18 protein-coding genes are annotated in these 19498 nt (G+C 49.3%); 13 read left to right on the forward strand and 5 right to left on the reverse strand.

Features of this window, described 5'->3' with window-relative positions:
- Positions 1-33 precede the first annotated feature (33 nt).
- Entirely contained in the window at positions 34-1356 is a 1323-nt protein-coding gene (locus ACZ5ZZ_RS03465) for a D-alanyl-D-alanine carboxypeptidase (RefSeq protein ID WP_464141256.1), read from the reverse strand.
- A 154-nt stretch (positions 1357-1510) separates the two neighbouring features.
- Complete coding sequence (locus ACZ5ZZ_RS03470; protein WP_464141258.1) at positions 1511-1843, reverse strand: hypothetical protein; 333 nt, start codon at positions 1841-1843, stop codon at positions 1511-1513.
- 266 nt (positions 1844-2109) lie between these two features.
- Between ACZ5ZZ_RS03470 and ACZ5ZZ_RS03475 the strand changes: the two genes are divergently transcribed.
- From ACZ5ZZ_RS03475 to ACZ5ZZ_RS03490, 4 genes are read left to right on the forward strand one after another with little or no spacing between them, the layout of a single operon-like run.
- Positions 2110-2793: a DUF4956 domain-containing protein gene (locus tag ACZ5ZZ_RS03475; RefSeq protein WP_464133467.1), complete on the forward strand. Its 684-nt coding sequence runs from the start codon at positions 2110-2112 to the stop codon at positions 2791-2793.
- 7 nt (positions 2794-2800) lie between these two features.
- Positions 2801-4543, forward strand: a complete 1743-nt coding sequence (locus ACZ5ZZ_RS03480; protein ID WP_464141260.1) for an HlyD family secretion protein — start codon at positions 2801-2803, stop codon at positions 4541-4543.
- On the forward strand, positions 4543-5706 hold the full coding sequence (locus ACZ5ZZ_RS03485; RefSeq protein ID WP_464141262.1) for a hypothetical protein: 1164 nt from the start codon (positions 4543-4545) through the stop codon (positions 5704-5706). The genes ACZ5ZZ_RS03480 and ACZ5ZZ_RS03485 overlap by 1 nt, the downstream gene beginning before the upstream one ends.
- Positions 5703-6485 (forward strand): VTC domain-containing protein, encoded by a 783-nt coding sequence (locus ACZ5ZZ_RS03490; RefSeq protein WP_464141263.1) that lies wholly within the window; start codon positions 5703-5705, stop codon positions 6483-6485. Before ACZ5ZZ_RS03485 ends, ACZ5ZZ_RS03490 begins: the two co-directional genes overlap by 4 nt.
- On the opposite strand, the gene ACZ5ZZ_RS03495 is transcribed toward ACZ5ZZ_RS03490, so the two are convergent.
- The 3 genes from ACZ5ZZ_RS03495 to ACZ5ZZ_RS03505 are packed head-to-tail and all read right to left on the reverse strand — an operon-like array spanning position 6479 to position 8744.
- Positions 6479-7213 (reverse strand): amino acid ABC transporter ATP-binding protein, encoded by a 735-nt coding sequence (locus tag ACZ5ZZ_RS03495; protein WP_464133475.1) that lies wholly within the window; start codon positions 7211-7213, stop codon positions 6479-6481. The genes ACZ5ZZ_RS03490 and ACZ5ZZ_RS03495 overlap by 7 nt on opposite strands.
- On the reverse strand, positions 7210-7953 hold the full coding sequence (locus tag ACZ5ZZ_RS03500; RefSeq protein ID WP_464133478.1) for an amino acid ABC transporter permease: 744 nt from the start codon (positions 7951-7953) through the stop codon (positions 7210-7212). The genes ACZ5ZZ_RS03495 and ACZ5ZZ_RS03500 overlap by 4 nt, the downstream gene beginning before the upstream one ends.
- Positions 7953-8744 (reverse strand): basic amino acid ABC transporter substrate-binding protein, encoded by a 792-nt coding sequence (locus ACZ5ZZ_RS03505; protein WP_464141265.1) that lies wholly within the window; start codon positions 8742-8744, stop codon positions 7953-7955. Before ACZ5ZZ_RS03505 ends, ACZ5ZZ_RS03500 begins: the two co-directional genes overlap by 1 nt.
- Positions 8745-8814: 70 nt before the next feature.
- Between ACZ5ZZ_RS03505 and ACZ5ZZ_RS03510 the strand changes: the two genes are divergently transcribed.
- The 9 genes from ACZ5ZZ_RS03510 to ACZ5ZZ_RS03550 all read left to right on the forward strand — a co-directional run bounded on the left by ACZ5ZZ_RS03510 (position 8815) and on the right by ACZ5ZZ_RS03550 (position 19478).
- The gene (locus ACZ5ZZ_RS03510) at positions 8815-9252 is read left to right on the forward strand and encodes a hypothetical protein (protein ID WP_464141267.1); all 438 of its coding nucleotides are present in this window, start codon (positions 8815-8817) and stop codon (positions 9250-9252) included.
- A gap of 102 nt (positions 9253-9354) precedes the next feature.
- Positions 9355-9858: a KdsC family phosphatase gene (locus tag ACZ5ZZ_RS03515; RefSeq protein WP_464120220.1), complete on the forward strand. Its 504-nt coding sequence runs from the start codon at positions 9355-9357 to the stop codon at positions 9856-9858.
- Between the two features lie 3 nt (positions 9859-9861).
- Positions 9862-10584 carry an outer membrane beta-barrel domain-containing protein gene (locus tag ACZ5ZZ_RS03520; RefSeq protein WP_464141269.1) on the forward strand — a complete coding sequence of 241 codons (723 nt, stop codon included), beginning with the start codon at positions 9862-9864 and terminating at the stop codon, positions 10582-10584.
- A 13-nt stretch (positions 10585-10597) separates the two neighbouring features.
- Positions 10598-11389 (forward strand): outer membrane beta-barrel domain-containing protein, encoded by a 792-nt coding sequence (locus tag ACZ5ZZ_RS03525; RefSeq protein WP_374001362.1) that lies wholly within the window; start codon positions 10598-10600, stop codon positions 11387-11389.
- Positions 11386-12963, forward strand: coding sequence for a tetratricopeptide repeat protein (locus tag ACZ5ZZ_RS03530; RefSeq protein ID WP_464141271.1), 1578 nt, complete (start codon positions 11386-11388; stop codon positions 12961-12963). Before ACZ5ZZ_RS03525 ends, ACZ5ZZ_RS03530 begins: the two co-directional genes overlap by 4 nt.
- 3 nt (positions 12964-12966) lie before the next feature.
- On the forward strand, positions 12967-16173 hold the full coding sequence (locus ACZ5ZZ_RS03535; protein WP_464141273.1) for a tetratricopeptide repeat protein: 3207 nt from the start codon (positions 12967-12969) through the stop codon (positions 16171-16173).
- Positions 16173-17024, forward strand: a complete 852-nt coding sequence (locus tag ACZ5ZZ_RS03540; RefSeq protein ID WP_464141275.1) for a tetratricopeptide repeat protein — start codon at positions 16173-16175, stop codon at positions 17022-17024. Before ACZ5ZZ_RS03535 ends, ACZ5ZZ_RS03540 begins: the two co-directional genes overlap by 1 nt.
- Positions 17025-17046: 22 nt before the next feature.
- Positions 17047-17346 (forward strand): hypothetical protein, encoded by a 300-nt coding sequence (locus ACZ5ZZ_RS03545; protein WP_464141277.1) that lies wholly within the window; start codon positions 17047-17049, stop codon positions 17344-17346.
- A 47-nt stretch (positions 17347-17393) separates the two neighbouring features.
- Entirely contained in the window at positions 17394-19478 is a 2085-nt protein-coding gene (locus tag ACZ5ZZ_RS03550; protein ID WP_464141279.1) for an AgmX/PglI C-terminal domain-containing protein, read from the forward strand.
- Positions 19479-19498 lie beyond the last annotated feature (20 nt).

Consider the following 19498-nt stretch of genomic DNA (forward strand, 5'->3'; position numbering starts at 1 on the left):
AAGACCTTTCCAGGGTTTTGAAAAACAATTTTATTATTGTTTGTTGAGACTGACTGAAGGTGCAGGCGTGATCGTCTGATATTCCGTCAGGTAGGAACCTGTATCGAAAGCCAAAGGAATGAACTCAGTATAATTGATCGCACGCGGGCCGGAACGATTGTTGATCATCTGAGCCACTTTGTTTTTGATCATCTGAGTGGCCACACCGCGATCCGAACTGTTCTGGTCCATATCCGCATGCAGAAGAATGGCAAAGAAGAACTCACCGTCTTTGGTGGAAATGCTGCCGGCCAAAGTTTTAGCCTTGTTCACCGTTCCTGTTTTAGCGACCATCGCACCGCTGGCGACGCCACCAAAGTTGTCGACAGTGGAATCAGAGTCCTTATTAGCCACAGCCATCACGTCGCTGAGTTTGTAACCTTTTGCCGCCAGAGCCTTATTCAGGGCATAGATGGCTTTGATCATCGTTTCGCAGCTGGCCTCGTTGTAGATCGGCTTGGCGGTCGTTCCTTCGTTATTGCCGGAGCCATTATGGAACACGATTTGACTGCTGGTTGCATTCAGCGTGGACTGGGCAAAAGAGTTAAAGGCCGACGTGCCTCCCAAATTCCAATAAAGATTGTCAGCAATATAGTTGTTGGATTGATTGTTCATGCGCTTTAAAAGCATGCGCAACGGCGCTGACTTCAGAACAACTGAAGCCGTCAATTGCTCTTTTTTGTATTGGGATTTCGGAACAAACTCCACAGAGCGGACCGTGATGCTTGGTTTTTCAAGCATGAAAACATTGTTCTTCGTGGCTTTGGTGCGCAGGCTGGAATACATCGACTTGTTGATGGCAGTGGCAAAATATTCAAGCAGGTGCTTGCGAACCACGGCCGCTTGTTGTTCGATGGTTTCATATCTTGGTGTGACACCGCCGATCAAAGGGGATTCTTCGGCCAGCCAGTGCATCAGGAAGTTTTCATCGAAAGTCAGCTTCTCGATATTAGTGATCTTCATGCGGTTTAATTCAGAGATCAGGAAGTAGCTCATGTTGCGCCCGAACATGGGGTCACGGCTGCCTTCGATATGGATGTCCATACGGCCGTTTGCCGTCGGAGTCAGATGCAGAATCGTTTTATAACGATAGTCCACGCCCAGTTTTTCAACTGCCCACAGGGAAGTCACGATTTTGGAGATTGAGGCCAAAGGGAACTTTTTCGTGATATCGCCATCACCTTTGATTTCTTTTGTGCTAGCGGAAGTTTTCATGTGGCAGACGGAGTTGACATAGACTTTGGCGGATGCCACGGACGACACCATCAGGGTTCCAGCCAACATCGTTAAAACATTTTTTGTGAACAGACGTACCATGGGCACTCCTTCCAGACGTTTGCCGCTGTTTCATAATCTGTGCCTGGAGTTTTTTCAATCTGCTGCCATCTGTGGGGGGAAGGGGTGTCTAATTGCCTGACAGGTGACAATAAAGGGACCCAAAAAAGGTCCCTTTATCTGAGGGCATTCATTATCAGTAGCAGTAGTCGACAGCGTAACGGGTGTTGCCCCAACGGTCCCAGGCTTCGCAGTACACACGATAGCCAGGGATGTATTCAGCATAACAGCCGTAGCCCCGTGCCCAGCAGGAAATCGTGTAGCCATTATAGCAACGAGTCCAGGCCCGGCACGTGTAAGTTTGTGTCTCGGGGCTGGAGCTGAGCTTCTCCGTTCCGCCGCTGAGATCCTGTGAAACATCCAAAACTTGATTCAAATAGTTCAGGCCTGCACTGACATCCTCAGTGGCCTGTGCTGAGGAAAGGCTGAACAAGAACGAAAATAAGGCGATTGTAAACAGAGTTTTCATAGATCCTCCTGATTTGAAGTGCATAGGTCCTTTGAGTAAAGCCTAAGCTGAGCCAGAAGAATCGGCCAACAGCGGGAGGTCTTAGTGGCAGAATAAACACCAGAGGATTTCTTCTGTGTAATCTGTCAGATAGCAGTATGTGAATTGCCAGATCCAGCAGGGGCAGAGATGCTATTAAGTCTCTGTCATTATGTTTTATTTTGGTTGAGATAACAGGGGATTGTTTGAAAGATGGGCCCTTCCTGACTTTATGAGGAGGCAAGGGTATGTTGGATTTTGCGGTCCTTAATTCATCATTTGCAAACCCGACTTGGATTTCCGTCGTCTATGCGTTCTTACTCAGTTTTATTTTGGGCACGGCTTTAGCGGTGGCGTACGTACGCACATTTCGCGGTCTTTCCTATTCACTTAATTTTCTGCACGGTTTGATTCTACTTCCGATTGTCATTGCCATCGCGATGCAGGCCATCGGTGACAATGTCGCTCGCGGTATTGGGATGATCGGGGCTCTGTCCCTGTTGCGCTTTCGCACCAACGTCAAAGATCCGCGGGACATGTTCTTTATTTTTGCCTCCTTGGCGGTGGGACTGGCCTCGGGGGTGCATGCTTATGGCATTGCGATTATCGGGGCCGTTTGTTTTATCTCGGCACTGCTGGTGCTGCAAAGGTCTCCTTTTGCCTCGGGCCCGCAGTTTGATGGTCTGTTGCGTTTGAATCTTTCCCGTTCTGGCGATGATCAGCGAGAGGTGGAAAGCATTTTGGGACAATCCTGCCGGCATTTTGCCTTGGCTACTATCCGGGAGGTTGCGCAGGGGGATCGTTTGGACTTTTCCTATCAGGTGCGCCTGAATCCGCGCGCAACATCGGCGGAGTTGGTGGAACAATTGGGCAAAGTCCCCTCGGTTCGGGGTCTGAATTTCATGAACCAGGAATCGGTGATCGAGGTGTAGCTTGAAGATGAGCGAGGTCTTCGGGACCGAAAACCGTTTTTTATTAGGCAGCTGGATTGGCGCTGTGGTTTTGGTGCTGGTATTGGGCTTTTTATTGAGCTCAGATCCCGTGAATATTCTGGGGGTGGCAGAATCACGTGAATATCAGATCAATTTCGACAGTCCCGTTGAAATTAAGCACATCTATGTGATGCCCAGCCAGATTGTTAAAAAAGGCGATCTGCTGGCGGAGTTGGAACAGTCCGAGTGGGATGCTCAGCTGCGAGTCTTAAAAAGTCGCTATGATAAACTCAATGCAGAAATGCGTTTGCGTCGTGAGATTGCAGGTATCGCCCAGGATCTGGGTTCCGCGGTGCCCAGCGAAGCGGATCCTTTGCGTGTGGATCTGGAAGACACCAAACGCGAGATGGATCTGATCGAAAGCCGATTGAAAAATCTTTTTGTCTTTGCCGAAGTGGATGGCGCGGTTGGAGCGGTTAATTTTAAAAGCGGTGAAAAGGCTCCATCCTTTGCGCCGCTGATCACTTTGTTGCCTTTGAATCCCACCTATGTGAACGGTTATGTGAATGAAAACCTGAACTCCTCGTTGTCCGTGGGCCAAAGCGTGGAGGTTGTTTCCAGTGCTGGCAAATCTGTTCGCGGTCAGGTCATAAGTGTTGGTTCACGGATCGTGCCTATTCCAGAGCGTCTTTTGCGAATTCAGACCTTGCCGGCCTGGGGACGCGAGGTGGTGATTAAAATTCCGCCGACGAATGGATTTTTGCTCGGGGAAAAAGTTTCTGTGTATAAGCGCTGGGGGCTTTCATTTGTTAATTTTGCTCAGGCGGATGAAGTCGTCACTGACTCGGCCAATGATCTGCCACAAGATCTGGAATTGCCTGAAGACGTTCTGACCCGGTTCCGTCCGGAAATGTCGGGCATGGTTTTCATTCCCGAGCTGCGCCAGTTTGTGTTGGTTTCCGATGATTACCCCAAAGATCGACCTGTTCTTTTCCTGATGAATGAACAGGGTCAGGTGCAATCTCATCAGATTTCAATAGCTGGTCTGGAGCAAATGCAGGACATCGAGTCCGTGTCCCTGCGGGGCGACCGTCTTTATCTGATGGGATCAATGTCCCGAACTAAAAAGGGCAAATTGAAACGGGATCGACATCTGTTTGCCAAAGTCCGCCGCCATGGTTTGCGCTATCATCTGGAGCAGACAGTTGAGCTGCGCGAAAAGATTTTGCAGGCCCTGGCGCGATCCAAAGATCAGACTCTGAATCGGCTGGCAATTTTGGATCAGCAGAATCCCAGAACGGGTTTCGAAGTGGAAGGTCATGCAATAGAAGGTGAAAGTCTGTATCTGGCGCTCAAGGGGCCGGCTCTGGCTCTGAATAAAGGATTGATTTTAAGAATCGATGATTTCCAGGATCTTTTTGAGGATCGTCCACTGGCACCGGAGCGGGTTCATGTCGAGGCTGAGTTTGAGATGACGCTGCCCCATGAGAAAGCGGAATCTGTTGTCACTGATGTGGTGAAACTGGGCGAGGACTTTTATGTGGCATCCAGTTGCCGGGGTGTTTCATGCAGTGCCGTCTGGAAAGTGAAGCCCGAAAAACCCAAGGCCGAGCTGGTTCGTGATTATTCATACTCTCATCTGGAGGCGTTGGCCATGCATCCGGAAAGTAAAAAACTTTTTGCGGTTTTTGAAACTAAATCGGGTGGACGATTTGTGGTTCTGCCAACATCAGAAAAAAGGACACCCTAATGCTGTGGGTGCTTTGTCTTTCGTTTTATTCCACGCCTTCGTTGGCCTTGACTGCTGAGCAAGTTCTGAAAACGGCCTGGCAGGATGAAACTGTTTTGTCCCAGGAAAAAATGCGTTCCACGGATTCCAGCAACCCCCTAAGAAATGTCGAGGCCTTCGCCTCTGTGGAAAGTGAAGATCAAAATCGTGAGTACGAGGTGGGCTTGAAGTTTCAGTTCCGCTCTTGGCCAGAGTGGAAGCTCGGGGCTGGCGCGGACTCACAAACAAAAATTGTAAAAGAAGCGTCTCTTGCCTGGGCTCTGCATGAACGTTATGTGCATTTGATTTCATTTGAAATCGCCCGTCAGAAAAGAATCGCACTGGATAAAGTTCTTAAACTTTCCGAGAACTATCTTAAAGCTCAGGGGCTTTCTTTGCGGGCAGGCCGCAGCACCAGCAAGTCTTTTCTTTCGGCACAGGCTGATATTTACAAGCTCAAACGTCTTGAAAATGTTTTGGCTCAAGAGCACCAGGCCGTTGTGCAGAAAATCAGGCAGTGGGCTCCGGACTGGAAAGAGGACAGTCTGGCAGACTTCGACTTACTTACCGTAGAGGATGTGCTTGAAGCGGTGAATTCTCAGAAGGCGCATGACAGCTCATTAACGGCACGGCTCTTAAGGGCAGAATACAAAGATCTGGGAAAGGAACTTGAAATTCTGCGCGCACGAGAGAACCAGTGGATCAAAGGGGTGGGTGTTTCGCAAAGCCGTAAGGATGAAGAGATCGGCTATAAAGTGGAGTTGAGTATTCAGCTTCCTGGTCTGGGGGCGGATGATTTGTCCCGACAAAAGCAGAACGAACTGGTTCTAAAAAGAGCACTGAAGTTAAAGGAAGCCTCGGGCAGTCAGGACCGACTGCAGAGTTTGCGTAATCAAATTCAGAACCTGGGAAGTCTTTATAAGATGTTGAAGTCCGGTTTGGTGCTCAGTCAGAAGTCGCGGAGTGTGGACACACTGACCGAAATCGAAAATCGAATGTCATCAGAACAGGCTCAGCTGGAGTTACTTTCCCAGCAGCAGGAAATTTTAGTTCTTTATGTGGAATATCTGCTGGAAAACGAGCGGCTGACGGAAGAGCCCACCCGCAATTTTTTAAGTCGAACCTTAAAAACGGTGTCCTTATGAGCGGGCCGATTTCTCCTATGGCGTTGGAACGCTATGAGCTGAAGTATCTAATACCCCTCAGTCTGGTAGGGCCGATCTCTCAGTTCGTGGAACGGTACTGCGAAATGGACTATTACTCTCGGGTTTCGCCGGACCAGTTTTACACAATCAACAGTCTTTATCTGGACACTCCCAGTCTCTATCTACTGCGCTTTAAAGAAGCGGCCAATGCTTTTAGCTTTAATATGCGGGTTCGTTCCTACGGCGGTTCGCCTCAGCCCCCGTACTTTTTCGAGATCAAATATAAGTTGCGGGATTTTGTGCGCAAGAAAAGAGCCAAAGTCGATACTGCCGATTGGATGGACATCTTAGAGTGGGGTCAAGTACCTGCGGGGATGGAGTTAGGCTCCAGGATGAATCTTGAGAATTTTATTTTTATGAAGCAGACCTACAACGTGGGCCCGGTCATTCTGACCCAGTATCGACGCAAGGCCTATTTGTCATTTATTGATGATTATGCCCGGGTGACCTTTGACCGAGACCTGCGCTATCAAGAGACGGATCGATGGTGTGTGACACCTGATGAGAAAGGCCTCAGTCACTATGATCACCCAGGGTCCTTTGAGGAGCCCGGGTGCAATGTCATACTGGAGCTAAAGTGCGAAAAGAAAATTCCCTTGTGGATGGTCGACCTGATTCGTTACTTCCAGTTGGAGCAAGGATCCTTTTCCAAGTTTGGAAACTCGATGCTGACCCATCTGCAGCCCCCGGAAGTTTTAAGGCCCGGAATTCTTTATTGATGATGTAACAAGACTTTGCTTAGGAACGTGCGAGTGCGTTCGCTTTCCGCCGAACTGAATATTTTGTCCGGGGGGCCTTGTTCTATGATCTGGCCTTGGTCCATGAATATAATACGATCGCTGACTTGACGGGCAAAACCCATTTCGTGGGTCACGACAATCATGGTTTTTCCGCTATGGGCCAGAGATTTAATAACGTCCAACACCTCACCCACCATTTCCGGATCCAAGGCTGAAGTTGGTTCATCGAAAAGCATTACTTGAGGCTCCATCGCCAGTGCGCGTGCAATAGCCACACGTTGCTGCTGGCCTCCGGAAAGCTCACTAGGATAGGAATGGGCTTTGTCCGCCAAGCCGACACGCGCTAAAAGGTCCTGCCCCTTGTCCTTGGCTTCCTGATACGACAGGCCTTTGACTTTCATTGGTGCTAGCATGATGTTTTCCAGGGCCGTTTTATGGGGAAAAAGATTAAAGCGCTGAAAAACCATGCCTACATGAGCACGCAGTTTATTCAGGTCCGCTTCCGCAGACGTCACGGTGAAACTGTCGACTTCAATAGTTCCGCCCTGGGCCGTTTCCAAAGCATTAATGCAGCGAAGAAAGGTGCTTTTCCCAGATCCGGAAGGACCGATCACGCAGACGACCTCATTGTCCTTGATTTCACACGTGACACTTTTAAGAACCTGCTTGCTGCCAAAATATTTCTGCAAATTCTGAATTTTAATCATGCGGATTGATACCTTTTTTCAAGACGATGAACGACAAAGGACATGGCCAGCGTGATAACCAGATAAAGGAAAGAGATGAACAAATATGGTTCCCAGTACCGAGCATAGGCACCGGCGGCAGTGCGGGCCGCATAGGCCAGCTCAGCTAAGCCGATGGCCGACACCAGGGATGAATCTTTTAAAAGTGTTATGGCTTCGTTCCCCAGCGGTGGCAACATGCGACGGAATGCCTGTGGAATGATGATGGACTTCATCGTATGGAAATAACTTAACCCCAAAGAACGAGCGGCCTCAAATTGTCCACGGTCGATGGACTGAATCCCGGCTCGGAAGATTTCGGCGATATAAGCTGCGGAATTCAAGCTCAAAGCCATCGCACCAGAAATCAAGGCGCCATATTCGCGCTTCAGGTACAGAGCCCATTCTCCTTGAATCAACAGACCTTCATCGGGATGGATCAGAAGTGGCACCAAGGCAAAATGGATCAGCAGAATTTGAACGAAAAGGGGAGTTCCACGGAAAAAGCCGATGTAGACTTGAGAAGGAAGGCGGATGAGAAGCTGAACCGGCCACTTCCAGAGGCCCCGCTCGACCGTGGCGATTTTTCCCAGGCCCAGAAAAAGTCCCAGAATGGTGCCGAAGAAAATGCCAATACCGGTCAGGATCAGGGTTGTTTTCAGCCCCTGTAAAAACAAGGGCCAGTATTCGATGATAATGTCAGTGCGAAACCACGCGAACATCAGTTTTTCTTTTCCCCAAAGTACTTTCTGTAAATGTTGTCGTAGGTGCCGTCAGCCTTGATCTGGCTTAGGCCAGAGTTGATTTTTTGCAACAACTCTGTGTTCCCTTTTTTAACTGCGATGCCATACACCTCTTTGGAAAAACTGGTGTCCGAAAGAACTTTGAAGTTCTTCGGGTTGTTGGCAAAGAAATTGTTGATGACTCCGTTATCGGCCACCACAGCATCCACGCCGCCGTTAATCAGTTCTTGCAAGGCCAAAGGCGTTCCTTCAAAACGTTTGATACTGGAGCTGTCACGGCCCAGAAGTTGTGTGACAACGCTGTCGCCAGTGGTCCCGATTTGCACCCCGACTTTAAGTTTCTTCAGGTCTTCAAATTTGGTGACCGTGGATTTGTTCGGGACTGCGATCAGCTGAACGGCTTCGAAGTAGGGATCCGAGAAATCCATGGACTTCTTGCGCTCGTCATTGATCGTGATGGCTGAAATCAGAATATCCCGGTCGCCGGAATTCAATTGATTAAACAAACCTTCCCAAGGGGTGTTTACAATCTGAATTTGCAGACCCGCCTTTGCGGCCACGGCCTGCATGATCTCGATATCAAATCCACTCAAGGTTTTGTCGGCATTTTCACTTTCAAACGGGGCATAGGCAGCATCTGTTCCGACGATGAGTTCTTTTTTTGATGAGGATTTTTCCGCAGGGGAGGAGGTCGACTCCTCCTTTTTCTGGGTGCATCCGAAAGAGGCAACAAGCAAGAAGCTGGTCAAAAGAAGCGCGAGTCTGGTCATAGCGATCTCCATTTAGGCTCACTTGACCATCGCTTCTATCTTGAGTCAAATATCATTTCAGGAGTCATGAATGAAAACGGCATTGGCCAAGATTTTAAGTTCTCTTTTACGCAGTCTGTTTGTTTCTTTGGTCATGTTTGTTATCGTGTTCTCTGTGATCACGCGAGAGTTCCCGCCGAATTTTTCGAAACTGCAAAACTCCTGGCAGAATCTGCAAAAAATGGCGCAGCTCAGTCGCCAGATTCACGACCAACATCAGCTTTTGAAAAGTCAGCAGGCCGTGGGTGATGGTTTTGTGGAAGATGCGGATCTGGAAAAGCTTCAGGAGTTGAATTTGCGCAGGGCTGAACTTGGGGCTGGACTTTTGAACGGGACCGTTCCAGCGGCTGAACCCTCTGCGGACAGCCAGGCTCTTAAGCAGCGGGTCCAGGAGCTTGAAAAGCAGCTTTTCAAATTACAGCAGCGAGTAAATGAACTGGAGTTATTGTCAAAACGCCCTGGGTCTTAGTTTACAGCCTGCTGGACGTTCGTCGTGAACTGAATCAAACCTTAAGTCCTGTATCAGGGTGGGGCACTTGCTCCTTGATCTTTTATTTTTCACAATGATTCAGTGGGATTAGAAATATCAAAACTTAAAAATATCAAGATGTTGGTGCTCGACGTTGATGGCGTTTTAACTGACACGCGTTTGTGGTTTGACGGCAAAGAATGGCGTCGCTTCTTTTCAATTCGTGACGGCGTTGGCATCAAACGCCTGACAGAAGCGGGTTACAAGATTGCGGTCATCACCGGCAGTAAAGCAGAAGACATTCGCGCTCGTGTGAAATCCCTGGGAATTCATTACTTTTACGAAGGCGCTCTCGACAAAGAGCCTTCTTTCTTACAACTGCAGCAGGAATCCGGCATTTCCACAGCGGAAATGGCTTACATCGGTGACGACATTTTCGATATTCCGATGATTCAGGCAGTGGCCTTTGGAGCAACCGTCCCCGAAGCGGTGGACGAAGTTATGGAAGTTGCTGATTACGTGACTCGCAGACCTGGTGGTTGCGGGGCGGTTCGGGAAGTTTGCGATTACATTTATAAATACGGTGCCTTTTCATCGGGTAGGTAATACATGTTAAAAATTGGTTTCAAAGCCGCGCTCATCATAGTTCTTGCGTTGATGCTTCATAAGGCCGCCTTTGCTGCGGAAGTTGTGAATCTGCCAACAGAAGAGCTGGCGCAAGAGTCCGTCCTTCCTGTGTTCGACAAACCGGTCAGTGTTAAGAACCGCAATGTGGTGACTCAAGGGCGATTTGAAATTGACGGTTTTTATGGCTACGCCATGACAGAGCCCATCGCCAATGTCAGCAAACTGGGTCTTGGTCTTTACTACAACTCCAGTGAGCACCATGCCTGGGGTCTTCTGATTGCCAAAAACTTCTCCGGTCTTTCCAGCTATGCAGAGCAACTGCAGACTCAGTTCCCGAATGTGGAATATGGACCGGCTCCTTATCCTGAAATGACGATCATGGGAGACTACAATCTCAAGGCTTTCTACGGGAAGATGAGTTTGACCAAATCAATTGTTTTCAATACCCAGTTGTACGGGTCGCTTTCTGCAGGTGCGGTAAAATACGTCCACAAGACTTATCCGGCGGTAGCGTTCGGAATCGGCCAGAAGTTCTATTTCACAAAACAATGGGCCTTCCGCTTTGACTTGCGCTTGTATGCGCATCAGGCTCCGATTCCATTTATCGCAAACTCTGGATCGAATCCACCCCCTCAATATAGTGCTTATCAAGAACGCGTTACTTACACGACAAACCTGGATGTGGGTTTGTCTTATTTGTTCTAAGAGGAGCTGACAGATGTTAAATAGAAAAATCTCTTCTTTGTTACTGCTGCTGACTCTGCTGGCTCCGGGGCTTTCACAGGCTCAATCAGAAGGTGAAGAGCTGGACGTTATCGAGATGGAGCTTGAAAAAGAGGCTCCACGTCCGGCCATCACTAACTCAGTGCCCTCCTATCAGGAAACGTCTCCGAAAGACAATACACTGACTGATTTCTCAGGTCTGGGTGGTTTGGCTCCTTTTCAGGAAATTTCCGTTATTCAAAAACGTTTCCTTCCTAAAACGGGCCGTTTCCAGTTGTTCGGAGGTCTGACAACTGTGACCAATGATCCGTTCTTCCTGACGTTCGGGGGCGTGGCGAAAGCCAGCTACTTCATGAGCGAAAGCTGGGGATTGGAACTAAATTACTTCGGTTTGACGACCTCTAACCGCCAAGGAACTGATGAGCTGAGAGAGATTCAAGGGGTTTCCACTGAAAACCTTGTGTATCCAAAGTCTTTCATCGGGGCTGATTTGATGTACATTCCGGTGTACGGAAAAATGTCCTGGTTCAATGAAAAGATCATTCCGTTCGATCTGTATTTCTCTGCAGGTTATGGAACGACGAACACTCAGTCTGGCGAAAATGCCGGAACCATTCATCTGGCGACGGGTCAGATCTTTGCCATCAGCAAAGCCTATGCCTTGCGCTGGGATTTCAGTTGGAACTTCTTTAACGCCAAAGGCATCGACGGTTCGACAAACTCTTTCAACAACCTCTTCCTTACCGTGGGTATGAGTTGGTTCTTCCCGGAGGCTAGCTACAGATGAAGAAATTATTACTACTCCTGATTGCAGCAAGTATCGTGACTCCGGTTGTCGGGGATGCCCAGCAAAGAAAGACGCTGAAGAAGCAACCTTCGCGCAGTTCAGCAATGCCAGGCAGTTCACGTGAGGCCACACTGAGAAATCAGCTGAGCAATGCGCTGCGAATGGCGCAAGGCGGACAGTACGAATCCGCAGCAAATGCCTTGTTCTCTTTGAGCCGTCGCTCTGAACTCGCGGCGGAAAGACCTCAGATCAAGTACATCTTAGGGACCATGCTTGTGGAGCTGAAGCTTTACCAGACAGCGGCCTTCCAGTTTGTGGATGTCATCCGCATGAAGCATCCCAAATATTCCAAAATGGCGATTGAAAAACTGTCCGTGGTGGCTGACACCCTGGGGGATGATACGATTCTGAACTACGCCGTTTCCCGCGTGGACTTGAACGACTTCCCGGCCAACTTGCGTGACATGATCAACTATCGCCTGGGTGAAATCCGTCTAAGAAACCGTGATTTTGCGAAAGCGGCAGAGCTCTTCAGCAAGGTCAGCCCAACCAGCAGTTATTACTTCCAGGCTTTGTATTCCAAAGGTCTGGCAGAACTTGAAGCGAATCAAACTTCTCTTGCTATCGGCACTTTCAATAAGATGCTCGATGCCCGTCGCAAGGCTCCAGTGACTGATACGAATAAAGTGGCGGCTCAGATGGGTCTGGCGCGTGCGCTTTATCAAAAGCAGGATTGGGATCAGGCCGTCGAAGCTTATGCCCAGGTTCCCCGAGACACCTTGATGTGGCATGACGCTGTCTTTGAACAAAGCTGGGCGATGTTGCGCGGAGCACGTTTCCGTTCGGCACTTAGTAACTTCCAAACTCTCCACTCGGCATATTACGAAGACTTCTATATGCCGGAGAGTTTACTTCTGCGTTCCATCGTGTACCTGTACATCTGTAAGTATGACGAGATGGAAAAGGTCCTGAGTTTGTTTGAAAAAACTTACGGACCGGTTCGTGCCAAGATTGGGGATTTCCTGAAGTCCACGAACGAGGCTGGGGCCTTCTATAATGAATTGGAAAAAGCGCACCTGATGAAGACCACGGATAAATCGGCGAATCTTCGTTTGCCGTACATTGTTCTAAGAAGTGTTCTGGATCAGGGGGATGTGAAGCGCTCCATGAACTATCTGGAAAAACTGACTCAGGAAAGACATCGTGTGGAATCGAACTCCTCCTTCCGCGCGTCTCCGCTGGGGCAGTACTCTTTGAAGATTCTGGCGAATCGAAGCAAGAACACCAAGTTCGCAATTGGCGATATGGCCAAAGCGCACTTGCTGAACATGCGCGTGGAACTGCGTGATCTTTATGAGCAGGCCGGTTTCATCCGCTACGAGATGATCACGGGTCGCAAAGAAAGCATCAAAAAGAAAATTGCCGGTAAGGACATCAGCGGGGATCAGATCGACGAAAACGTCAACCGCAAGTTCTATATCGAAAATGGTTATGAGTACTATCCGTTCCAAGGTGAATACTGGTTGGATGAAGTTGGAAATTATCACTACCTTGGAAAACAGAGCTGCGAGTAATATATGAAATTCAACAGGCATCAACTTCTTGTCTCAGGATTTTTAAGTCTTCTTCTGGCGACTCCGGCAACGCAGGCCCAGACGACGACCGTCAGAACCACTAAAACCGTGAAGAAAAAGACAGTCGGTGAACTGTTGTCCCAGGCCAGTGAAAGCAGCCGTGGTGGTAAGATGCAGATGTCCAAGACGGACACCTCATTGCCATCGGCAAATATGGGCTTTAAACAGGATGTTCAGAACTACAATCTGGAGTCTGTGAAACCTCCTCGCTCTTCGGAGATCATGGAACACGATACCGGGGGCGGGAACAAGGCCGAATACGAACGCGTTTTGGATCAGCAGATTCGGGAATTGTATAAGCTGACCCAAAAGTTCAAAACCAGCCCCAACCGTGGTGAGCTGTGGTTGCGTTTGGCAGAACTTTATGTCGAAAAAGCCAGCTTGATAGATTCCCGTAAACAGGACGAATACGATGCGAAGCTTCGTGCTTTCCAGGCGGGGAAAACCAAAAGCAAACCGCGTTTGGACACGGCTGAAGCTCGTGAGTACAACAAAAAAGCGGTTCAGCTATATGAGTGGTTCCAGCGTGATTTCCCTCGTGATGAGAAGATGAGCCAGGCCCTGTTCTTCCTGGGCTACAATTACTTTGAACTGGGCGATGTTAAAAAAGGTGCTGAATACTACGAGCGTTTGACCAAGGGTTATCCGAATTCTCCGTTCGTAGGTGAAGCTCATTTCGCTTTAGCGGAATACTATTTTGAAAATGAAAAGTGGGCGAATGCCTATAAAGAATATTCTCACCTGATCAAGGAAAAGAAACATCGTCTGCACACCTTTGCCTTGTATAAGGGATCCTGGTGCTTGTTCCGTCTGGGCAAGGTTCAGCAGGCAATGAATTATCTGGAGTACATTATCAAGGCCGGAAAAGCCGAGACGGGTGACCAATTGGCCAGCCGTATGAAGGTCAACCGCACTCGCTTGGAAGGGGAAGCTTTGCGTGACATCGTGGTCTTCTATGCGGAAGGCGGCGATCCGAATAATGCGGCCAATTACTTTAAGAACCTGGTCGGGAATAACTACAGCCCTTATCTTGAAAGACTGGCTTATCAATATTCTGACCGCGGGAACAAAGATGGCTCTCGCGAGGTGTTTAAGCTTCTGATTTCCCAGAATCCGGCAGCGCCGAAAGCTTTTGAGTATCAGTATCAAATTGTTCAGAACTACTTCTATGCCAAGAACACGCAGCGTTTTAAAAACGAACTCTATGGTTGGGTGAAGGACTACGATTCTTCCAGTGCGTGGTATGCGGCCAATAAAAACAATAAAGAGCTGGTGGAGAACTCCTACAAATTGCGTGAAACCACGTTACGTAACTACGTTCTGCAACAGCACCAGACAGCACAAAACTCTCGTGCGGCCTTCTCTCAGACTCAAGCTTACGAAGGCTATCAGCTTTACCTGCGAGAGTTCCCTGACTCAGCCACCGCCCCGGACATGCATTTTTACTTCGGTGAATTGCTTTATGACATGGGTAAGTACGACGAGGCTGGAGCCCAGTATAAATGGGTTGTGGATAATGCTCCACAAAGCAAATTCTATGGTAAAGCAGCCCAGAACCTGATTCTTTCCGTTGAAAGATCCATTCCGTCGGATCAGGAAATGCAAAGACGTGTGGGCGATTCCACCGACCCGGTTCCTTTGGAGCCGAAAGTGGACCGCTTTATTAAAGCCGGTCAGTGGTATGTTGAAAAGTTCCCGGCTTCTGAAAAAACGCCCGAGATCAAGTTCCGTATCGGTCGTCTTTACTATCAAAGCAATCACTTTGATCCGGCAACCACGCAGTTCCGTGAGATTGTGAAGCAGTATCCAAACACCAAGCAGGCGGAATATTCTGCGAATCTGCTTTTGGATATCTACAATCTGCGCAAGGACTATGTCGGTCTGGAAAAAACCGGGGCCGAGCTTTTGGCTGTGCCGGGCATTGCTTCCTCCAAGGCCGGAGCGGACATCCGTGGTGTGATGGAAAAAGCATCCTTCAAGCGTGGTCAGGATCTGGAGCTGGAAAAGAAGTATGCAGACAGTGCGCAGGTGTTTGAAGCCTTTGCCAAACAGAATCCAAAATCAAGTCTGGCAACGACGGCGGCCTTTAATGCGGCCGTCAACTACGAGCGGGCCGGAATGAACGGTCCGGCGATTGCGTCGTATCAGAGTGTCTTGAACTCCAAAGACCCTGCCGCGGATAAGTTAAAACCAAAATCCCGACGTTTGCTGGCAAAGCTTTATCAGGATTCAGCGCAGTTTGAAGAAGCGGCGAAGCTTTACAAACAGGCCGCACAAGAAAGTCCGACCGACCCATTGTCTCCAAATCTGCTGTTCAATGCGGCAGTTCTTTATGAGGCCCTGGGTAAGACAGATGAAGCCATCCGTGCCTATACGGACTTTACAAAGATCAATAAAAAGCACAGCGACAATATTGAAGCAGTGTACAGCATGGCTCAGATCCATCGCAAAGCGGGTCAGACTGGAGCTGCGATTGCCCGTTACACCGAGTATGTGGAAGGCGGCGGTCGTGATCAGGAAAGAGTGGTTGAAAGTGCTTACTGGGTGTCGGAATTGTCCTCGCGCCAGCGTGCCACCACCCGTGCTCAGGAATGGAAGCAGAAGACTTTGGCGATTCAAAAGCGTTTTGCACCGAACAAAAAAGGTGTCGGGGCCTCTTATGCTGCCAAGTTGAAGTTGAGTGACGCGGAAGACACTTACAAGGAAATGAAAGCCATCACATTCCCGAAAGATCCGGCCAAACAGAAAGCGGCAGCCGACAAGAAGGTCGCTTTGCTGACTCGTTTGACAGGGGAGCTGGCGGAAGTGATCAAGTTTGACAGCGCCGAAGAAATCGTCAGCTCGCTTTCGATTTTAGGTGATGCCAACCTGAATATGGCTCAATCGATCCTCAATGCGCCACTGCCTCCGGGCTTGAATGCCGAAGAGACCAAACAGTATCAGGCCGGAGTCGAGAAGTTTGCAGAACCCTTCAATGCGAAGGCTCGCGAAAGTTATAAAGCGACGGTGGATCGCGGCCTTGAGCTGGAAGTTTACAACGCCGGATTCAAGTCAGCGTACGATTTTATGAACCGACAGGATCCCAAGAACTACTACAACGGTGGCGAAGTGGGATCTGACATTCGTCTAGTGAATTGGATAGGTCAATAATGAAACAGATCATCACTTGTTTTTCTCTGTTGGCTTTGGCGGCTTGTTCATCCAGCCCCACAAAAGAAACCCCTCAGCAAGAGACCAAGACTTCGACCGTCTCCGAAGCCCCGCGAGCGGATATGGACGAATTCAAGGATCTGGAAAAGGTCGAGCCGGTTCGTCCGGTGACTCCGCCAGCTCCTTCCCAGTATGCATCTTTGAATGAAGCGATCAAAGCTCAGAATGATGAGAAGATCTATCAGGCTTCGACGCAGATCCTGACCCAGTCGCCTAATGATGCTCGCGCCCTGAATGCTCTGGCGATGTATCACTACAAGCGCAGTCGTTTTGATCTGTGCCGCTACCTTTTGGGTAAAGCCATTGCAGCCAGCCCTAAAACGGCTGAGCTCTATTCGAATATGGGTATTGTTCAGTTGGCGCAAGGCGAGCGTCGTGATGCGATCAAGTCCTTCCGTAAAGCTCTGGAAATCAACAACGATGAAGCTGTTGCCGCTGCTAATCTGGGTGCCATTTACGTCCAGGAACGCGACTACAACAAAGCCAATGTTGTTCTGGAAACAGCTTATCGCAAAGGGGTCCGGGATCCGAGAGTTCTCAATAACTATGCGATCGCTTTGACGGCTCAAGGTAAACTGGATCGCGCGGAAGAGCTTTATAAAACCTCTTTGAAAGACAACGCCAATAATAAAGAAGTGCTTTTTAATTACGCAATTCTTCTTGTCGATCACATGAAGAAGTATCAGGACGGGTTGGAAGTCATTAATAGACTAAAGTTTGTAGGTGGACCTGCTGAGAGCCGTAATCGAATAATTGCTTTGGAAAATAAGGCGAAAGCTGGTTTAAAATAGAGTGAAGGGTCGGGTGAAGACTATGTTGCGATACCTAAAACACATTACAATTTTGCTAGCGGCGCTTCTGGTCTTTGAAGTCAGCTTTGCCCAGTCCACTTCCCGCAGCACAACAACCACGACGACAACCACGGCCAAAAAAAAGGCGACGTTGAGTTTCGAAGATGAATTGGTTGAGGGTTCAACTCAAAAGCCAGAGCTTTTTTATCTCTTCCAAAAGAAGAATTTCAACTACAAGAGATTGATCAAGTTGAGAGAAAACTTTTTACCCGAGATGAGAAGAACAACAGAGGATATACAGCGAGTTCGGGGTGCTAATTGAGATCGCCGTTAATTTTTAGAATTTTCAAAAACAATCAGCTAGTGGGCGTGAAGCAGTTTGACCAGGATCAAATCGTGGTCGGACACAACGCCGAAGTGCATCTGGATCTGGACGCCGACGGCGTTTCTCCGATTCACTGTCTGATCGAACTTCGCGACAACGGATGGTATGTCTGTGATTTGGGCTCTTCACAGGGCACCTTTAAGAACGGTCAGGCCGTGTTGGATGAATCTATCTCTTCTGGTGACGAGATCGAAGTAGGGCCTTTCCGCATCGCTTTCTTTGTTGGTGTGCCGAAGCCAAAAGTGGTGCCCGGTGCAGCTCCGGTTGTAAATGAGGATGTTCCGGCGCCGGTGGTGGAAGTCAAAGCTCCACCGACCAAACCCGAGCCCTCCATGCCTCCGGCAACGGTGGTCAAAACAGAAGAAATCAAAGTCACCCCGGTGATTCCGGTGGCAACTCCTGTGATTCCGGCAGAAACTGCGAAGGCTGAAGAAAAGCCGGTTCTGACCTCGATTCCAGTCAAGCCTGAGATTCGCAAAGAGCGTGGTGCTTATAAAAAAGCCAAGAAGAGTAAAACTTTTGCTCCTCCAAGTGAAATTAGAAATTTGAAGACGCACTTAAAACCTGGCAAGGGCTCCACAGTCGAAGTCCTTGTGGCCTGGAAAGAGCGCATCCTGACGACTTACCACTTCAAAGGTAATAAAACCATCCGTGTAAACATCGGTGGTGACCAGCAAGTGGCGTTGCCGGAAGGATTGGTTCCGCGCGGCTATGCTTTGTTGGATATGTCCGCAGGCCTTCGCGTGAATACCACCAACGAGATGGAATCAGAATTGGTCAGCTCTGCGGGCACCCAGTATGCGGAAGATCTGGTTAAAACCGGCAAAGCGCAAAAAGGTGGAAGCGGGTACAGCGTTCGCGTTGATCAAAACGAAATGCTTTGCCTCACTTTGCCCGGCGGGAATATCTGTCTTTACATCCGCTTCGTGCCTCAAGCACCAACAGTTCCAATGTTGCCTCCGTTGATGCTGTCGGGTTCAGAAACGATGGGTGTATTGATGTCACTCATCATGGTGGGCTTGCTGGCCTTGTACATTTCAGCGACCACCCCGAAGGACTGGCAGGAAAACAAACAGGAAGAAGTGCAGCGTATCGCACAGGTGGTATTTAATAATCCACCTCCGGCGCCGACACCAACACCGACGCCTCCGCCACCGCAGCCTCCGACGCCACCACCACAACCGGTGGCGACACCGACACCACCGCCTCCTCCTAAGAAGGTCGTTGTGGCAGATCAGAATAAGGACGCGCAGAAAAAAGGTGCCAAGGCTCAGAATGCGGCTGCCAAGAACGAAGTGGCAGCACGTGCCAGCGAAGTGGCTCCGAAGCCGAATGCTAAAGATAGAACGAAGAAGTTCACTTCCACTCGTCAGGGTGGCGCGGTGAAAACCGGCAACACGGCCGGGGCGAATGCGCAGTCCTCGAACAAGGATTTGTCCAAAGTGGGTCTGTTCAGTGCCTTTGGTGGCGGTGGCAGTCGCGCCAACATCGACAAAGCCTATTCCGGTGCGGGTGAGGTTCTGGGGATGGCGGACAAAGCCACAGGAACTTCCGGCTTCAATGAAGACCGTGCGGGAGATGATCTGGGTTCCAAGTTCAAAGACGCCGGAGCCGGCGGTAAAGGAACAGCGACACAGGGGATCGCCGGTATCGGAACCAAGGGTCGTGGGTCAGGTCAGGCGGCCTATGGGGCGGCGGAAGGCTTTGGCTCTAAAACAACAGTGGCTATCGAAGGTGGTGGTAACGAAGAATCCTTCGATCCAACCATCGACAAGGAAGCCATCCGTCGTGTGATCCGTTCCAAACTGAACGAAGTGAAGAGCTGCTATGAGCGCGCTCTGAACACTTTGGAAAAAGGTCGTAAGATGGAAGGTAAAGTGATCCTGGGCTGGGAAATCATCGAACGTGGTCAGGCGCGCAATGTGAAAGTGGTGAGCTCCACTTTGGGCAATGCTGAGGTGGAGGAATGTATCCGCCGCCGTCTGGCAAGCTGGGTGTTCCCGGAACCACCAACGGGCATGACGGCCGAAGTGCAGGCGTATCCGTTTGTTTTGAATCAGGCTAATTAATTTTTTTATTAAGTTTTTTA

It is taken from the genome of Bdellovibrio sp. HM001, from assembly GCF_055397275.1.